At 35.1% G+C, this 18235-nt stretch carries 16 protein-coding genes and 1 tRNA gene; 14 read left to right on the forward strand and 3 right to left on the reverse strand.

Annotated features, from left to right (window positions below; all coding sequences use genetic code 11):
- Positions 1-240 precede the first annotated feature (240 nt).
- Entirely contained in the window at positions 241-651 is a 411-nt protein-coding gene (locus tag CDZ89_RS06710) for a hypothetical protein (RefSeq protein ID WP_096153376.1), read from the forward strand.
- A gap of 32 nt (positions 652-683) precedes the next feature.
- On the opposite strand, the gene ispG is transcribed toward CDZ89_RS06710, so the two are convergent.
- The 3 genes from ispG to CDZ89_RS06725 form a co-directional block, all read right to left on the reverse strand.
- Entirely contained in the window at positions 684-1781 is a 1098-nt protein-coding gene (gene ispG, locus CDZ89_RS06715; protein ID WP_176483829.1) for a flavodoxin-dependent (E)-4-hydroxy-3-methylbut-2-enyl-diphosphate synthase, read from the reverse strand.
- Between the two features lie 142 nt (positions 1782-1923).
- Positions 1924-2274: a hypothetical protein gene (locus tag CDZ89_RS06720; RefSeq protein ID WP_096153378.1), complete on the reverse strand. Its 351-nt coding sequence runs from the start codon at positions 2272-2274 to the stop codon at positions 1924-1926.
- A 356-nt stretch (positions 2275-2630) separates the two neighbouring features.
- On the reverse strand, positions 2631-3410 hold the full coding sequence (locus CDZ89_RS06725; protein ID WP_096153379.1) for a DUF1189 domain-containing protein: 780 nt from the start codon (positions 3408-3410) through the stop codon (positions 2631-2633).
- A 236-nt stretch (positions 3411-3646) separates the two neighbouring features.
- On the opposite strand from CDZ89_RS06725, the gene CDZ89_RS06730 reads away from it, so the two are divergent.
- From CDZ89_RS06730 to CDZ89_RS06790, 13 genes are all read left to right on the forward strand, one after another.
- Positions 3647-5287, forward strand: a complete 1641-nt coding sequence (locus CDZ89_RS06730; RefSeq protein ID WP_176483691.1) for a Na/Pi cotransporter family protein — start codon at positions 3647-3649, stop codon at positions 5285-5287.
- A 66-nt stretch (positions 5288-5353) separates the two neighbouring features.
- Entirely contained in the window at positions 5354-5836 is a 483-nt protein-coding gene (locus CDZ89_RS06735; protein ID WP_100333404.1) for a DUF456 domain-containing protein, read from the forward strand.
- A gap of 50 nt (positions 5837-5886) precedes the next feature.
- Positions 5887-5960, forward strand: a tRNA-Ile gene (locus tag CDZ89_RS06740).
- Positions 5961-6090: 130 nt separating this feature from the next.
- The gene (gene pfkA, locus CDZ89_RS06745; protein WP_096153382.1) at positions 6091-7050 is read left to right on the forward strand and encodes a 6-phosphofructokinase; all 960 of its coding nucleotides are present in this window, start codon (positions 6091-6093) and stop codon (positions 7048-7050) included.
- 164 nt (positions 7051-7214) lie between these two features.
- Positions 7215-7823 (forward strand): superoxide dismutase, encoded by a 609-nt coding sequence (locus CDZ89_RS06750; protein ID WP_100333405.1) that lies wholly within the window; start codon positions 7215-7217, stop codon positions 7821-7823.
- 430 nt (positions 7824-8253) lie between these two features.
- Positions 8254-9540 carry an MFS transporter gene (locus tag CDZ89_RS06755; RefSeq protein ID WP_096153384.1) on the forward strand — a complete coding sequence of 429 codons (1287 nt, stop codon included), beginning with the start codon at positions 8254-8256 and terminating at the stop codon, positions 9538-9540.
- A gap of 235 nt (positions 9541-9775) precedes the next feature.
- Positions 9776-11938 (forward strand): peptidoglycan D,D-transpeptidase FtsI family protein, encoded by a 2163-nt coding sequence (locus tag CDZ89_RS06760; protein ID WP_096153385.1) that lies wholly within the window; start codon positions 9776-9778, stop codon positions 11936-11938.
- Between the two features lie 197 nt (positions 11939-12135).
- Positions 12136-13083: a PstS family phosphate ABC transporter substrate-binding protein gene (locus tag CDZ89_RS06765; protein WP_096153386.1), complete on the forward strand. Its 948-nt coding sequence runs from the start codon at positions 12136-12138 to the stop codon at positions 13081-13083.
- A gap of 242 nt (positions 13084-13325) precedes the next feature.
- On the forward strand, positions 13326-14207 hold the full coding sequence (gene pstC, locus CDZ89_RS06770; RefSeq protein WP_096156883.1) for a phosphate ABC transporter permease subunit PstC: 882 nt from the start codon (positions 13326-13328) through the stop codon (positions 14205-14207).
- Between the two features lies 1 nt (position 14208).
- A complete protein-coding gene (gene pstA / locus CDZ89_RS06775) occupies positions 14209-15093 on the forward strand; it encodes a phosphate ABC transporter permease PstA (protein ID WP_096153387.1) in 885 nt (294 codons plus the stop codon).
- Positions 15094-15110: 17 nt separating this feature from the next.
- Positions 15111-15953: a phosphate ABC transporter ATP-binding protein PstB gene (gene pstB / locus CDZ89_RS06780; protein ID WP_096153388.1), complete on the forward strand. Its 843-nt coding sequence runs from the start codon at positions 15111-15113 to the stop codon at positions 15951-15953.
- A 15-nt stretch (positions 15954-15968) separates the two neighbouring features.
- Positions 15969-16631 (forward strand): phosphate signaling complex protein PhoU, encoded by a 663-nt coding sequence (gene phoU / locus CDZ89_RS06785; protein ID WP_096153389.1) that lies wholly within the window; start codon positions 15969-15971, stop codon positions 16629-16631.
- Between the two features lie 144 nt (positions 16632-16775).
- A complete protein-coding gene (locus tag CDZ89_RS06790; RefSeq protein WP_100333406.1) occupies positions 16776-18065 on the forward strand; it encodes an MFS transporter in 1290 nt (429 codons plus the stop codon).
- Positions 18066-18235: the final 170 nt, after the last annotated feature.

An 18235-nucleotide genomic window follows, 5' to 3' on the forward strand; every position in this document is an offset into this window, starting at 1 on the left:
CGAAAAACGAATAATTGCAGCATGTTTTTATAAAAATAACTTTAAAAACGAATAAATAACTCCGTATAACGGTAAAGCATTCGTTTTTTCACTAAACGAACCGTAATTATGAAATTGATTATGTAGAATATATAATCAAATTATCATTTTAACATAGTTAGAAAACATTAACACCTATGTTTTTTAGTTTAAAGGCCTATACTATAAATGCTCCTTACCTTACGAAAGCGAGGGATCAGCATGGCAAATGAATTTGAGCGAAATGAACTCAATGAGCCGATTGAAAATAGATTAGCTTACGAAGAGCCGCATGTAGCTAGAGCGAATGCGCATCGTGAGCATTTAGAAGAAACGGCAGCGGAAGTGGCTGCGGTACCTCCTGCAGTATCATTTGAGAGGGAACGTGAAAGAGAAGCCATTTTTGAGGAAGAACGCGAAGATGTAATGGGAATGAGTGGAAGAGGGCTTGGATATTTAGGACTTGCTCTATCTGTTCTTTCGTTATTTATCTTACCAATAATCCTTGGTGCAGCAGGGATTATTATAGGATTCATTGCCCGCAGACGAGGAGCAACTGGATTAGGGGCATGGGCAATTGGACTAGGAGCTGTATCCATTATCGTTGGTATGTTCATATTGCCGTTTTTCTAAAACAGACAAAAACAAAAGCTTGACACTTAGTGTCAAGCTTTTGTTTTTTCTGCTTCTTGTTTTGCGAAATATTCTTCCGCAATTTTGTCTATTTCCTTTTTTAATTCATCAACCATAGTAGCTTCAGGAACTTTCCGTACAATTTCGCCTTTACGGAATAACAATCCTTCTCCACGAGCACCAGCAATTCCAATATCTGCTTCACGAGCTTCTCCTGGGCCGTTAACCGCGCAACCTAAAACCGCTACTTTAATGGGTGCTTTAATCGTTGAAATATATTCTTCTACCTCATTAGCAATAGAAATTAAGTCAATTTCAATTCTTCCGCAAGTAGGACAAGAGATAAGCGTTGCAGCGTTAGAAGCAAGTCCGAATGACTTTAATAACTCACGAGCTACTTTTACTTCTTCAACAGGATCTGCACTTAAAGAAATACGTAATGTGTTTCCGATTCCTTTACTTAGAATAGCCCCTAAACCAGCGGCACTTTTTACTGTACCGGCAAAAAGTGTACCCGATTCGGTGATACCTAAATGTAGAGGATAGTCAAAAGCTCGAGATGCTTTCTCATAAGCTTCAATCGCTAAGTTTACATCGGATGCTTTCATGGAAACAATGATATCGTAAAAATCTAAGTCCTCTAAAATTTTTATATGGTGAAGTGCGCTTTCAACCATTCCATCAGCAGTTGGGTAGCCGTATTTATCTAATATACGTTTTTCAAGGGAGCCAGCGTTTACACCAATTCGAATGGGAATTCCTTTTTCTTTACAAGCTTTTACAACAGCTTCTACCTTTTCACGTCGTCCAATGTTTCCTGGATTAATCCTGATTTTGTCTACGCCGCCTTCAATACATTTTAATGCTAATTTATAGTCAAAATGTATATCGGCAACTAAAGGGATGTTAATTCTTTTTTTGATTTCAGGAATGGCATTTGCAGCTCTTTCATCAGGGCAAGCTACACGAACTACTTGACAGCCTGCTTCTTCTAAACGTTTTATTTCAGCGACGGTTGCTTCCACATCATGTGTTTTCGTCGTTGTCATACTTTGTATAAATAATTCATTGCTTCCACCAATTGTTAAATCGCCGACTTTAACGGGACGGGTTTTCGTACGATGTGTCATTTCATTCACGATTAAATCGCTCCTTTTAACTATCAAAGATGTGGAATATACGATATATCCACCTATTAATTACAGTTCAAAAATATGCTGTACCCAAAATATTGTATCAATCGAGAGTGTGAATTGACAAGTATTAAAATCTTTAGCGATAGATTGGAAATTTGTATTCCCTTCCAATTTGTATCTTTTCAGGAATAACATTGTCATTAAGTAATTGGAAATCTTCTATTAATTTGTTTATAGGTACAGGAATAGGGCCGTTTGTTATCCTTTCGGCTATAGTTAATACCGTATCTCCAGCTTTTATTTCCACAATCATATATAGTGAATCATTCAATTTTTCTTCTGCAGTGTTATCATTCTTTTGTAAGGAAGAAATTGCTTTCTGTGTTTCTTGAGATTGGGCTGTTGTTGGTATTGTACCCTTTGTAATATCTGTATATATACTAAATATAGTAAATCCGATAAGTACAACAATGAATAATCGAAACATTTTAATTTCCTCCCTTTTAAGCATATTTATGTATATGCTTGTCCAAGAGGAATATGACAAACAATAGTCTTTTCTTAACTATTGTTATTAAAACAATCTGCTATGGAATTTTAATTAGTTTCTTTGCGCTACAGGCACTGGCTTTCCGCGGGGAGCGCAAGGGAAGGTTATTTTCACTATCGTGAAACCTACTCCTCGGCGTACCGCCTGTGGGGTCTCACGATTCGCTCTATTTCCCGCAGGAGTCCAGTGCCTTCCGCTCCAATCCACTCTAGATTTTAAATTATTTAAAGAAAAAAACATACAAGAAAGAGCGTTAAAAAAAACCGACAAATAATTGCCGGTTTGGTAGAAGATTATTGTTCAACTGTTTTTTTTACTTTTACTTCTTTAATGATTAAATACAGTACAAAGATAGAAGCAGCAAAGCTGATTATGCCTGTTGCGGGAATGTAGAGACCAAGTAAATCTGTTAAGGTAAATAAAATAGTAGGGATTGTTACTGCATATGCAGCTAGTATCCATGTATGACGATACTTTAAATTAGTTCTGTCTAAACTATTTTTAATTATTAAGCCTACAAGTCCTAAAATAGTTACTTGAATAAATTTTACTGCGCTAAATGCTACATACATAACTATTAAAATTAGAGTTAAAATAATAGGCATTAAAGATCCTAAACCATCCATAAAAGATACGATGTCATCTCTTGTTAGAGTAAAGCCTTGTAAGTCGGCAAAGTTAAAGAAATCTTCTTGGCCTCCCATTACAAATACTAGCTCATATTGTTGGATTGCTATAACATCACCATAGTTATTGATTTCTGAAAGCGTTAGTTCATTATTTGGATCAATTATAATTGTAACGTCATCTTGTTCAATAAAAACAGGTTCATCAGTTTCAGCTGTAAATTCACCATCTTCAATAATAAAATTTGGAACATCGGCATCGACGACTGTTTTTGTAGCATTGAAAATTTGATAAGTACCTGTACCTACAAAAACAAATGCAGGAATGGATGTTAATAGGACAAGAAAGAATACATATAAAATGGATTTTCCGATTCCCTGGAAGCGAAATGTTGCCATATCTTTAGGGGAATACAAACTTTTTATAAACTGTTTAAAAATGTTCACGAAGCTCACCCTTTATGAAAAAATATTTTATGACCATTTTATGTTATCTTATTTTGGGTATCTTAACAATAAATACATCGGATTATTACAACAATGTAAATATTAAGGAGGCTAATGTTAAGATATTGTAAATTTCACATAAAAGTATTTACAATTGATTTAAAAATCGTTAATAATTGTTATTGGCTTTGTAGATGTTTGTCGAATTACATATTTGGATTAAGGGGTTGAATTTTTTGGAATTAGATGTTCAAAGAATTATATTTGAATTTATCGGTGGCCTGGGTATTTTCCTATTCGGAATTAAGTACATGGGTGACGGATTACAAAAGTCTGCAGGTGATAAACTTCGTGATATTTTAGATAAAACGACAACAAACCCTTTTATGGGAGTTTTAGCAGGTATATTTGTAACAATCTTATTGCAGACAAGTACTGGTACTACTGTATTAACGATTGGATTAGTTAACGCAGGTTTTATGACACTACGTCAAGCGATTGGTGTCATTATGGGTGCGAATATTGGTACAACAGTCACAGCATTCATCATTGGTATTAAAATTTCAGATTATGCGTTACCAATCATTGCTGCTGGGGCATTTTTACTATTCTTCTTTAAAAATAAACGTTTACAATATTTAGGCCAAGTTGTATTTGGTTTTGGTGGACTATTCCTAGGACTAAAAATAATGGGTGATGGATTAAAACCATTAACACATGTACAAGCGTTCCATGACTTAACCGTTTCGATGAGTACCAATCCAATACTTGGAGTAGTAATAGGAACTGTGTTTACAGTCATTGTTCAAAGTTCAAGTGCAACTATTGGGGTCCTTCAAGAATTATTCGGACAAGGTGCTTTATCATTACAAGCAGCGTTACCTGTTTTATTCGGTGACAATATTGGAACAACCATTACTGCTGTTCTAGCTTCTATAGGTGCTTCAGTTGCTGCTAGAAGAGCTGCATTAACTCATGTAATCTTTAATGTCGTAGGTGCCACAATTATTATCATCATAATTGTACCTTTTACAATATTAATTGATAACATCCAACAAGCATTACAATTAAATCCACAAATGACAATTGCATTTGCACACGGTATTTTCAACGTGTCCAACGTAATCATTCAATTTCCATTTATTGCATTACTAGCTATATTAGTTACTAAACTAATTCCTGGACAAGATAGTGCAGTGGAATATAAAGCAAATAAATTAGATCCATTATTTATTGAACAATCACCTTCATTAGCATTAGGTCAAGCAAAAGAAGAAGTTGTTCGCATGGGTGAATTATCGGTTGTAGGTCTTGAAGAAACAAAAGCTTACTTAGTAAATGGAACTCCTAAACATGCAGAAGTAGGTTTCCAGCTTGAAGATGCAATTAATAATATGGATCGTAAGATTACCGACTATTTAGTAAAACTATCTTCTGCTTCTTTATCTGCAAATGAATCGGAAGAACATTCGATGTTAATGGATTCAGTACGTGACATTGAACGTATCGGTGACCACTTTGAAAATATCCTAGAGTTAGTTGATTACCAAATCTCTAATAAAGTAAAACTTACTGATCAAGCTGATCAAGATCTAGATGAAATGTTCACATTAACTATTAAAACGGTACAAGAAGCTGTTGAAGCTTTAAAAACTGGTAATAAAGAATTAGCAAGAGATGTAAAATTAAAAGAAGACCAAATTGACAGAATGGAACGTACTCTTCGTAAGAAACATATTATGCGTTTAAATGACGGATTATGTTCTGGTCAATCAGGAATCGTATTTGTTGATATTATTAGTAACTTAGAGCGTGTCGGTGACCATGCAGTTAATATCGCTGAGGCTGTTCTAGGAGAAAGTCACGGTACATTATAATAAATGGGAGACGGGGGAATTTAATTCTCCCGTTTTCTTATATTTTCTATAAAGGAGAAAGTGATGATGGATTTCATTTATTGGCTACTATTATCTATATTAATCGTTCTTTCTTTTGTCGGGTTAATATACCCAATCATTCCAAGCGTTTTATTGTTGGTTGGAGCATTTTTGTTATATGGAGTATTTTTCACTTTCGAACCTTTCTCTTTTTTGTTTTGGGCAATACAGCTTTCTTTTGTTGCTTTGCTTTTTGTAACAGATTATGTAGCGAGTGTTATTGGTGTAAAAAAGTTTGGAGGTAGTAATTATTCTGTTTGGGGTAGTACGCTTGGGTTAATTGTTGGACCATTTGTTATTCCGGTTATTGGAATTATTGCGGGACCTTTTATTGGAGCTTTTATTGCAGAAATTATTTTTTCTAAAAAATCGTTAAAAGAAGCAATGAAAATAGGTACAGGTTCTGTAGTAGGTTTATTTACAAGTATTGTAGCAAAAGGAATCATTCAAATAATAATGGTTGTATATTTCATAATTGTAGTCCTTTAATATTGACAGAATATTCGTCACATGTTAATTTATAACAAAACATTATACACGGACCCTTAGCTCAGTTGGTTAGAGCAGACGGCTCATAACCGTCCGGTCGCAGGTTCGAGTCCTGCAGGGTCCATACAAACTAGAAACCTCTTAATAATATTGGTTTCTTTTTTTATATGATTGTGGATAAAATTGGATTATATAATGGATATTATATAAGATAAGGATGTACCGCATTAATTAATAAAAAGAGGTGTTCCATTTTGAAAAAAATTGGTGTATTAACAAGTGGTGGAGATTCACCAGGAATGAATGCCGCAGTTAGGGCGGTTGTCAGAAAAGCAATCTATCATAATATAGAAGTTTACGGTATTTACCAAGGCTATGCTGGATTAATATCTGGGAATATAAAAAAATTAGAGTTAGGATCTGTAGGTGACATCATTCATCGCGGCGGAACCATTTTGTACACTGCAAGATGTGAAGAGTTTAAAACATTAGAAGGTCAAAAGAAAGGAATCCAACAATTAAATAAGTTTGGCATTGAAGGGCTTATTGTAATTGGTGGGGACGGTTCTTATAAAGGTGCGCAAAAGCTAACTGAACATGGATATCCGTGTATAGGTTTACCAGGAACTATTGATAATGATATAGCCGGAACAGATTTTACGATTGGGTTTAATACTGCCTTACATACTGTTATTGATGCAATAGACAAAATACGTGATACAGCTACTAGTCATGAACGTACTTTTATTATTGAAGTTATGGGTCGCCATGCTGGAGATATTGCCTTATGGGCAGGACTAGCTGGTGGTGCGGAATCTATTATCATTCCAGAAGTAGGGTATCAATTGGAAGAAGTAGTTTCTCGTATTCAAAAAGGTTTAGAGCGTGGTAAGAAACATACCATAATTGTATTAGCTGAAGGAGTGTGCAGCGGTACTGATTTTGCACAGCAATTAGAAGCAGCCGCTAATATTGATACGCGGGTATCAGTATTAGGACATATACAGCGTGGCGGTTCACCAACCGCTTTTGATCGTGTCCTTTCGAGTAGATTAGGTGCACGAGCTGTAGAATTATTAGTAGAGGGAAAATCAGGACGAGCTGTTGGAATGGAAAACAACAGATTAGTTGATTATACATTTGATGAAGTTTTTGCAATGCCACATACAATCGATGAAAGTATGTATAGACTTTCAAAAGAGTTATCGATTTAAGATGGAATGAATAAAAACAAGCGAAAAAAGAAAATATAAAATTTGTTTGAGGCAGATTGTTTGAAACTAGAATATATTTTTGGTAATCTTGAGTTAAAGAAACCGGTAGTTAATACTGCCAAGTTTCAGAAATTTCTACATATTAAAATTTGGAGGAGATATTTATGGCATACGAATTACCGCAATTACCTTATGCTTATGACGCTTTAGAACCACACATTGACAAGGAAACAATGAACATTCACCACACAAAACACCACAACACTTACATTACAAATGTAAACGCAGCTTTAGAAGGTCATGCTGATCTTGCAGCTAAAAGTGCAGAAGAATTAATTGCTAACCTTGACGCTGTACCTGAAAACATCCGTGCTGCAGTTCGCAACAACGGTGGTGGTCACGCTAACCATAGCTTATTCTGGACACTTTTAACTCCAGGTGGAGCAAGTGAGCCAACAGGTGAATTAGCTGACGCTATCAATAGCAAATTCGGAAGCTTAGAAAACTTCAAAGAAGAGTTCTCTAAAGCAGGTGCAACTCGCTTCGGTTCTGGTTGGGCTTGGTTAGTAGTAAACAATGGTGAGTTAGAAGTAATGAGCACACCAAATCAAGACTCTCCAATCATGGAAGGTAAAACTCCAGTTTTAGGTCTTGACGTTTGGGAGCATGCTTACTACTTAAACTACCAAAACCGTCGTCCTGATTACATTTCTGCATTCTTCAATGTAATCAACTGGGATGTAGTTGCTGACCTTTACAGCAAAGCAAAATAATAATATAAAATTGACGCCTGTTCCTTTTCGGAATAGGTGTTTTTTATTGTTTTACTCTCATACGAAGATGTATCGAGCAGTGTTTTTCGTTTCATGATTAAGAACACTTAACAATTACTTACTTGTGTTTCAATTCGTATGGGTTGTGTTTCAATTTGCATCCGTTTTGTTTCAATTTGAGAAATTTGCGTTTCAATCCAAACGCTCGTCTTTCCATGTGTTTCAATACATATATGTTGTGTTTCAATTCGTGCAACTTGTGTTTCAATTTGGGTAATTTGTGTTTCAACCCTACACCTGGCATTTCCGTCTTAGTTAATTTGCTCCTAAAATTTAATTATTTTTCGGTAAAAACTAACATTCCAAACTAAAACACATATCTAAAGTTCCTTTAAGCCAAAATAACGGTAAGTTAAAGGAGCGAGTACATATGGTTAGATTGAGAAAAGTAATTGGAGACGTAGAAGTTAATAAAGATTTAATATTGTTACTTGTCATTGGTGGCCTGTATTCATTAAGTATCGCCTTATCTAATACGTTTGTGAACGTCTATTTATGGAAGCAATCTGGTGAGTTTAAAGATTTAGGAATGTACAACTTAGCTATTGTCATATTACAACCTCTAACTTTTATATTAGCTGGCAGGTGGGCAAAAAGAATAGACAGAGTTATTGTATTAAGATTAGGTGTTATCTTCCTTGCAATATTTTACATAATGGTACTGTTCATCGGTGAAAATGCCTCATCCTTTCTGCTTTTATTAGGAGGATTACTAGGTGTCGGTTATGGATTTTACTGGCTAGCCTTTAACGTGCTAACTTTTGAAATTACTGAACCGGAAACAAGAGACTTTTTTAATGGTTTCTTAGGGATCTTAACGTCGCTTGGAGGAATGATTGGCCCGATAGCTGCTGGACTAATTATCTCCAATATGGCTAAATTTACGGGCTATACTGTTATCTTCTCTACATCACTCCTACTATTCTCAGCTGCAGTCGTATTAAGTTTTTTCCTAAGAAGAAGAGGTGCAGAAGGGAGCTACGAGCTATTTTCTATAATTAAAGAACGAAAAGTGAATAAAAACTGGAGCAATGTGACAGCGGCACACTTTTTTCAGGGACTCCGAGAAGGAACTTTTATCTTTGCGGTTTCTGTTTTAGTTTTTATTACGACGGATAGTGAATTGGCTCTCGGTACATTTGGGTTAGTCAACTCAGCAGTAGCATTTGTTTGTTATTATTTAGCAACAAGACTTATTAAGAAACATATGCGTAAAAAATCGATATTAATTGGAGGACTACTTTTATATGCAGCGGTTTTCTTATTAGTATTTGAGCTAACCTATATTAAATTGTTAATGTATGCAGTAGTTATTGCAATTGCTTACCCAATTCTTTTAGTACCGTACATATCTATCACGTATGATGTAATAGGTAAAAGTAAAAATGCTGCTGAAATGAGAATTGAATATGTAGTAGTACGTGAGTTGTTCCTTAATGGTGGAAGAGCTGTTTCCATTCTTATGTTCTTAGTAGCTGTCATATTTTTTGATGAAGCAAAAAGTATCCCGGTTTTGTTAGTTATCATAGGTGCAGGCCACGCGTTAATTTATCCCTTTATTAGGAAGGTCAATTTAGAACAAAGTCCACCAACTAAACAACCTCCACAAACGGTTGTTTCCACATTAAGAGATGGAGAAGGGGAGTCAACTCCGTAACTAATCTGAGTTAATTTCATAATTACGGTTCGTTGAATGAAAAACGAAAATATTTGGATATGAAGATAAATATGTTCGTATATAAAGTAGTAATTAAATCTTTATTTACAAGTGATATATTTAGTTTTTCGTTTAGTAGTCATAAATTATGAAACGAACTCATTTATTAATAGAAAAAATCAGCTTTTTCATTTAAAATGGAGAATAGGAAAATAAGAATGAAAAGGTGGAATACATGACTTCCCAAAATAAAAAGAAAAAAAAGAAAAATATGCCTAATAGATTAAACCTTCTTTTCTTTGCAGTATTTTTACTATTCTCAGGTCTTGTCCTAAGACTTGGGTTCGTGCAAATTGTTCACGGTGAAAATTACCGAAAAGAGGTAGACCGCACAGAGAACATTACCGTAAATGCTCCAGTGCCACGTGGAAAAATATACGATCGAAACGGCAATGTTGTGGTAGACAATAAACCGTTAAACGCAATTACGTATACTCGTACGCAATCTACACCGCGTAGAGAAATGATCGAAGTTGCTGAAAAATTAGCACAGATGATTGAGTTTGAAGATAAATTTGAAGAGAAAATTCAATTTCGTGACAAACAAGACTTCTGGATTATTAGAAATCCAGAAGAAGCAAGAGCATTGATAACAGATGAAGATCGGGAGAAAGTGAACGAGGGAGAATTGGAAGAGAAAGATTTGTATCCTCTACAACTAAGTAGGATTACGGAAGAAATGGTAAGTGAATTTACTTTAGAAGACTTAAAGATTTTATCCATATTTAGGCAAATGAATAGTGGTTATGCTTTAACTCCTCAAACGATAAAAAATGAAAATGTAAGTGATAGAGAATATGCCATCATTAGTGAACGTTTAAGTGACCTTCCTGGTGTGGATACAACAGTGGACTGGGACAGAGATCGATTGTTTGATAATACTCTAGGTTCCTTGTTAGGAAAAGTGGGGGATATTCCAAGCGAAAGAGCTACAGAATTACTTGCAAGAGGATATAGTCGTAACGATAGAGTAGGTACTAGCCAATTAGAATATCAATATGAAAATGTACTTCAAGGACAAAAAGCCCGTGTGCGTAATGTGACAGACCAAAGTGGGAACTTATTAATGCAAGAACCCGTATTTCCAGGTCAACGTGGGAAAGATTTGGTTCTATCTATTGATATGGAATTTCAGTTAGAAGTGGAAAAGATTATTGAATCTGAGTTGCTTGAAGCAAAACAAAATAGTTATGCAGAGTTTTTGGATCGTGCTTTTGTTGTTGTTTTAGATCCAAACACTGGAGAAGTTTTATCGTTAGCAGGGAAAGTTGTTAATAAAGACGAAAATGGACAATGGAAGTTAGTTGACAATGCCCTAGGAACTATTTTAGAAGCATATGAGGCTGGTTCTACTATAAAAGGTGCAACCATCTTGGCAGGATTTGACACTGGAGTTATTTCTCCGGGAACTGTTTTATATGATACACCGATTTCCATCGCTTCCACACCTACGAAAAGGTCTTGGCAAACAATGGGGAACATTAACGATCTTGAAGCGCTAGAACGTTCTTCAAACGTTTACATGTTTAGAACAGCTATGTTTATGGCTGGAGGGAATTATGTTAGAAATCAACCACTTCCTATCAGAGCAACTGCTTTTGAAGACTTCAGAAGTTATTTAGCTCAATTCGGCCTTGGTGTTCATACAGGAATTGATTTACCAAGTGAATCAACAGGTTTAAAAGGTCCCGGGAAAGCCTCGGGGTTAATACTCGATTTAGCGATTGGTCAATACGACTTGTATACGACGATGCAATTAGCACAATATGTTTCTACTATTGCAAATGGTGGTTATCGCCTAAGACCTCAAATTGTTCGAGAAATTTTAGAACCAAGTGGAGGGGAAAAATCAGGTCAAGTGTTACAGCCTTTCAAACCTGAAGTTCTAAATAGACTAACCATGAGTGATGATCACATTAGCCGGGTACAAGAAGGTTTCCGAAGAGTTTATTTTGGTAGTAGAGGAACTGCAGCTGGTTCTAGTGCAAAGCAATATAAACCTGCTGGTAAAACTGGTACAGCTCAGAAAAACTTTAGTATCTACACTAGAGATGAAGAAGGTAAAATTATTAGTGAAAGAAAAATTAATTCCAACCATACAAACCTTGTTGGTTATGCTCCTTACGATAACCCAGAAATGGCGTTTGCGGTGGTTGTTCCTTTTGCTTCTACAAACACACAAGTTTCTGGTGGTGTTAACTCTAAGATTGGAGACCGAATAATTGAAGCATACTTTACTCTCCAAGAAAGAAGAGCAAAAGGGCAACCGAACATTCAAGAACAAGAAGAATTAGAAGAACAAGAGGACATGGAAGAAACAGAAGAAGAAAATGATTAAAACAAAAGCACTCAATTCCTAAGTTTTAAGGAATTGAGTGTTTTTTTGTCCCCAATTTTCTACACTTTACTACATAAAACATCTACATTTACAAAACGTTAACATTCGATTCATACTGCATTAACAGTTAGGCTTTAATATAAATCTCGTAGGACAAAACAAATACAAAAAACAAAACCTTTAGGGGGAATTTAGAAATGAAGAGCTTTAAACGATTACTTGTATTAGCAACGCTAGCATTAGTTACAGCATTTGCTGCAGCATGCTCAAACGAAAGTACTGGAAGTAACGGAGACTTAGACGGTAGTGTAGTAGTCGACGGATCAGGTACTGTTTATCCTCTAATGGCCAAGCTAGCAGAAAACTATATGACAGAAGAACAAGAGGGAGTTTCTGTTGAAGTAAGTCGAGCAGGTACAAGTGCTGGATTTAAAAAGTTCTTAGTTGAAAATGGTACAGATTTTAATAATGCTTCTCGTCACATTAAAGATGAAGAGAAAGCAGAAGCAGATAAATTTGGTTTAGATGTTATGGAATTAAAAGTTGCACTTGACGGCTTAACAGTTGTAATTCATCCGGAAAACGAATGGGCTTCTGAACTGACTGAGCAAGAGATTATTGATATTTTCTTAGAAAGTGGTAATAAAAAGAACTGGTCGGACGTAAGAGCTGATTTTCCAAACGAGCCAATAAAAGCTTTTGGTCCTAACGAAAACCATGGTACTTATGAGTTCTTCTGGGAAGTTATTTTAGGAAAAGAAGATTTACGCTCTGATGCTAACTTACAACAAGAGTATTCAACACTTGTTAACTTAATTTCTGAAGACAAAAACGCAATTGGATTCTTTGGATTTGGTTACTATGTTAATAACACAGATAAACTTAAGGCTGTAAAAGTAGACTTTGGAAACGGTCCTGTTGAACCTACTTTAGAAACAATTAAAGAAGATGGGGCTTACGCTAACTTTACTCGTCCTGTGTTTACTTACTTAAACGTTAATCATGCGAAAGAAAAAGCACAATTAAAAGACTTCGCATTATACGTAGTTAAAAATGTTAACAACGTCGCAGGTGAAGTAGGATTTGCTCCTTTAACAGAGGATGAAATCAACGCTATGGTAAAAGAATTAGAAGCTATTAACTAAGTAAGTTTCATAATATATTACTACAATACGTTTCAATAAACGTAACGCAATTATGAAATCAGCTCAACTAAATAGATGATGAGAAGATGAGTGTGAAAGTTGCTCATCTTCTATCTATTTACTTATTGATATATAAGTAAACGCTTATATGGCTATTGGATGAAAGGGGTATTCTTAAATTGGCTACCGAAAAAACAGAACAAGTTAATGTGAAAGAGCTAATACAACAAAATAAAAGCTCGATGAACATAAATAGCATTGCTGAAAAAGTTATGCCCAAAGTGTTGTTGCTTGTCGCAACGATATCTATCTTAACTACTATTGGGATCGTATTTACGCTCTTATCAGAAACAGTTGAGTTTTTTAAAAGAGTTCCATTCTTAGACTTTTTCACAGGAACGACTTTAAGACCATTAGGTGAAAATGCTCAATTTGGCGTGTTACCACTTATTACAGGTACATTAATTTCCACACTAATCGCAATGCTAGTAGCAATACCAATTGGTTTAATGGCTGCTGTATATTTAAGTGAATATGCATCGGATAAAACTAGAAGAACATTAAAACCAATATTAGAAGTATTAGCTGGTATTCCTACAATTGTATATGGTTTCTTTGCTTTTACGTTTGTTACACCAATTTTAAGAGAAGTAATTCCTAGTCTTCAAGCAACGAATATCCTCAGTCCGGGTATAGTTATGGGGATTATGATTATTCCAATGGTTGCTTCTTTATCTGAAGATGCAATGAGTGCCGTACCTAATTCGATGAGAGAAGGAGCACTTGCGCTTGGATCTACAAAATTAGAAGTTTCATGGAAAGTAGTTATTCCTGCAGCTATCTCAGGTATCATCGCATCATTTGTATTAGCAATTTCACGTGCAATCGGAGAAACAATGATTGTTACTATTGCTAGTGGTAGTACGAAAAATTTCACGTTTGATGTTACGCAATCTATGCAAACGATGACGGCTTACATTGTGGAAGTAACAGGTGGGGACGCACCAGCAGGTTCAACCCTTTACTATAGCTTATATGCTGTTGCAATGACACTATTTGTATTTACATTAGTTATGAACTTATTTGCACAGTATATTTCTCGTAAATATAGGGAGGAGTATTAAGATGAAATACGTTGATGTGGCCCAAGTACAAAAAAAGATGAATACAAGATTACTAATAAATAGCTTAGCGAAATATATATTTTTAATGGCTACTCTAGTTGGATTAGTAGTTTTAGTCATTCTATTTTACCGTGTTATTTCACAAAGTATGGGTTGGATAGACTTTCAATTTATTACGGGTAAACTTTCAACGATGGCAGACCGTGCAGGGATTATGGGTGCCATTTTAGGTACGTTATGGTTAATGGCTGTTGTAGCCCCTGTTACGATGTTGCTAGGTGTTGGTACAGCGATTTATCTAGAAGAATATGCGAAAAAAGGTAAGCTGCAACAGTTCTTGCAAACAAATATCGCTAATTTAGCTGGTGTTCCATCTATCGTTTTCGGAATTTTAGGCTTAACGATTTTTGTAAGGACAGCCAACTTAGGTGGTGTAGTACTTGCTGGGGGACTAACGATGTCTTTATTAGTACTTCCTATCGTGGTAGTAGCTAGTCAAGAAGCAATTAGAGCAGTGCCAGGGTTTTTAAGAGAAGCCTCCTATGGAATGGGTGCAACGAAATGGCAAACAATTAAAAATGTTGTTTTACCTGCATCATTACCAGGAATTTTAACAGGCACAATTTTAGCATTATCTAGAGCAATTGGTGAAACAGCTCCATTAGTAGTAATTGGTATTCCAGCATTATTAATCCCTTTCCCAGGTGGATTTATGGATCGCTTTACAGCCTTACCAATGCAAATATACTATTGGACAATTGATTCAGCTCTTGTTGCAGAATATGTAAACTTGGCAGCCGCTACAATTGTAGTGTTACTTTTAGTTTTATTATTAATGAACTCAATTGCTGTGTTTATTCGAAATAAATATCAAAGAAGATTCTAATCTTGGAGGGGTTTTCCATGGCAGTAACAACGATCGAACGTGAAAAAAAGAACGTACAAATACAAACTTCTGTAAATTTAACTGCAAATAATAATATTCAAAATAAAAAAATCGTTTACGATACGAAAGATTTAAACTTATGGTATGGCAAAGACCATGCTTTAAAAAATATAAATCTATCTATATATGAAAATGAAGTAACAGCTATCATTGGACCATCAGGCTGTGGTAAATCAACCTATATTAAAACGTTAAATAGAATGGTAGAACTTGTACCGATTGTCCGTATTTCTGGTAATATTCAATATAGAGAAAAAAGTATTTTCAGTAAGGATTTTCGTGTAGAAGAATTAAGAACGAATGTAGGAATGGTTTTCCAAAAGCCAAATCCATTTCCAAAATCAATTTATGAAAATATTATATATGGCCCTAAAATTCACGGTATTCGTAACAAAAAAGTGTTAGATGAAATTGTAGAAAAAAGCTTACGAGGTGCAGCCATTTGGGACGAAGTAAAAGATAGACTGCATGAAAATGCGTACGGTCTTTCTGGAGGGCAGCAACAACGTTTATGTATCGCTCGTTGTTTAGCAATCGAACCGGATGTAATCTTAATGGATGAACCAACTAGTGCACTTGATCCTATTTCAACATTAAAAGTAGAAGAGTTAGTTCAAGAATTGAAAAAAGAATACAGCATTATTATTGTAACGCATAATATGCAGCAAGCAGCTCGTATTTCTGATAAAACAGCTTTCTTCTTAAATGGAGAAGTAGTAGAGTACGCGAATACAGACAAAATTTTCTCTAATCCATCTGATAAGAGAACAGAAGACTACATTACAGGTCGTTTCGGTTAAGAGGGGGAAGCAATAATGGCTATTCGTGGACAGTTTCAATTCGACTTAGATGCAATGCGTGATAAATTAATAGAATTAGGTAGCTTAGCGGAAATCTCATTAGAAAAATCTATGGACACATTATCCACTCAAAATATAGAAAAAGCGTTACAAGTAATGGAAGAAGACGATAAAGTCGATCGCCTTGAAGAAGAAATTAATGACTTTGCAATACTTTTAATAGCTAAACAACAACCAGTAGCGATAGATTTACGTAGAATAATCGTTGCCATTAAAATTGCGACAGATGTAGAAAGAATTGCAGATTTTGGTGTGAATATTGCTAAGTCAACGATTCGAATTGGACAAAATACGGACTATATTATTCCTCTAGATAACATTAAAAAAATGCATAAAATAGCAATAGAGATGCTTTCTCTATCATTAAAAGCATATTACGATGAGGATGTAGTTCTAGCAAAGAAAGTTGCAGATATGGACGATCAAGTAGATGAACTTTATGGTAAAAATATTAAAGAATTATTGAGCTTGATGAAAGATCATCCTGATAAGTTACCGCAAATTACCCAATTATCATTTGTATGTCGTTACATTGAACGAATTGCGGACCATACGACAAACATTGCAGAGAATGTATTTTACCTTGTTAAAGGAAGTCACTACGAATTAAATCAATAATTGAAAAAAACAGACTAACGAGTGACAAGTTGGTCTGTTTTTTTGTATGACTGGAAATGAATTGTTTACTAATGTTTGAAAATTTGTTATTATTCATAAAGAATATTTAGTAATACGAAACACTTACATCAATGGAGGATACATATGAATAATAACAAATTACCTGTTAAACCACCTTTTTATTATGGATGGATTATTGTCGCGATTGCTTCCATGGCAATCTTTTTCTCAGGACCTGGTCAGACATATTCCATTTCTATATTCGTTGATGCTTATTTGGCTCACTTCGGTTGGAGCAACACGTTAATTTCTACGATGTATTTATTTGCCACTTTACTAGCTGGATTTTTACTATTTATTGTAGGAAGAATGGTAGATAAATATGGTCAGCGTAGAATGATTGTAATAGTAGCAATATTACTAGCGGCCGCATGTGTTTTTAATGCATTCTTATTAGGCCCGGCTATGTTATTTATAGGATTTTTCTTATTAAGGTTATTCGGTCAAGGATCACTTACGTTATTACCTGGTACACTTATTCCTCAATGGTTTGTAAACAAAAGAGGTAGAGCATTAAGCTTTATGGCTTTTGGAAGTTTTTTAAGTGCAGCGGCATTACCTCCATTTAATGCGTGGTTAATTGACCAAGTCGGTTGGCAGATTTCTTGGTTAGTTTGGGCTTCTTTATTATTCTTCTTATTTGTTCCTCTTGCTTTTGTATTTATCCGTAATCGACCAGAAGATGTTGGGTTGTTGCCAGATGGATTGACGAAAGAACAAGTGGAAAAAGAAAGCAAAGAGACAGGGAAGTCTTCTATTGATGAAGAGGCATGGACGGTAAAAGAAGCAATGAGAACTAGACAATTTTGGATGCTGTTGTTTTGTGTAGCTGTACCTGCTCTTGTTAATACAGGTATTGTATTTAATTTTGTTCCGATTTTAGCACAGAGTGGTATCAGCCGGACGGAAGCAGCATTTATATTAAGTATAATGGCTATAGTTTCTTTCCCTGTAACATTTTTAGCAGGATTTATTGTAGAGAGAGTACAGGTTAATTACATAATTGCTCTATCCTTTTTGGGCCAAATTGGAATTATGTTTTTATTACTTACGACAAACTCCTATTCAGCAGCTTTAATATTCGGTATTGCAAGAGGAATTGTTGGTGGTTTTGAAGCTATAAGCATTGGTATTGTTTGGCCTAATTACTTTGGTCGAGCAAATGTTGGTGGAATAAAAGGAGTATCATCGACTGTCATGGTTATAGGCTCAGCATTCGGACCTTTGCCGTTTGCGCTAGCGTATGATACGTTTGGTGGCTATGAAGAGGTAATTTATTTAATGATGCTACTTCCGTTAGTTGGAATGATTTTTGCGCTTGCTTCTAAGAAACCTTCTAAAGAAAAATTAGTATTATTGAAAAATGTTTCATAATGGTGCCCGTTTCATAAAGTATGATTACTACACGAAAAACGAATTATAAGAATGTAACTACTTTTAAAAACACGAAAAAAACGAACAATCTATTCTTCTTTTTGGAAAGTAATTCGTTTTTCACTAAACGAACCATAGTTAATTGTACAAAAACACTTTCGTTACGCGAG

The sequence above is a fragment of the Bacillus alkalisoli genome (genome assembly GCF_002797415.1).
GTDB classification, from domain to species: domain Bacteria; phylum Bacillota; class Bacilli; order Bacillales; family Bacillaceae_I; genus Bacillus_CD; species Bacillus_CD alkalisoli.

Coding starts and splice junctions, on each gene's coding strand:
- CDZ89_RS06760 (WP_096153385.1), top strand. CDS start 9,776: ATGACTTCCCAAAATAAAAAGAAAAAAAAGAAAAATATGCCTAATAGA.
- CDZ89_RS06735 (WP_100333404.1), top strand. CDS start 5,354: ATGGATTTCATTTATTGGCTACTATTATCTATATTAATCGTTCTTTCT.
- CDZ89_RS06765 (WP_096153386.1), top strand. CDS start 12,136: ATGAAGAGCTTTAAACGATTACTTGTATTAGCAACGCTAGCATTAGTT.
- phoU (WP_096153389.1), top strand. CDS start 15,969: ATGGCTATTCGTGGACAGTTTCAATTCGACTTAGATGCAATGCGTGAT.
- CDZ89_RS06755 (WP_096153384.1), top strand. CDS start 8,254: ATGGTTAGATTGAGAAAAGTAATTGGAGACGTAGAAGTTAATAAAGAT.
- CDZ89_RS06750 (WP_100333405.1), top strand. CDS start 7,215: ATGGCATACGAATTACCGCAATTACCTTATGCTTATGACGCTTTAGAA.
- CDZ89_RS06710 (WP_096153376.1), top strand. CDS start 241: ATGGCAAATGAATTTGAGCGAAATGAACTCAATGAGCCGATTGAAAAT.
- CDZ89_RS06790 (WP_100333406.1), top strand. CDS start 16,776: ATGAATAATAACAAATTACCTGTTAAACCACCTTTTTATTATGGATGG.
- pstA (WP_096153387.1), top strand. CDS start 14,209: ATGAAATACGTTGATGTGGCCCAAGTACAAAAAAAGATGAATACAAGA.
- ispG (WP_176483829.1), bottom strand. CDS start 1,781: ATGACACATCGTACGAAAACCCGTCCCGTTAAAGTCGGCGATTTAACA.
- CDZ89_RS06720 (WP_096153378.1), bottom strand. CDS start 2,274: ATGTTTCGATTATTCATTGTTGTACTTATCGGATTTACTATATTTAGT.
- pstC (WP_096156883.1), top strand. CDS start 13,326: ATGAACATAAATAGCATTGCTGAAAAAGTTATGCCCAAAGTGTTGTTG.
- pstB (WP_096153388.1), top strand. CDS start 15,111: ATGGCAGTAACAACGATCGAACGTGAAAAAAAGAACGTACAAATACAA.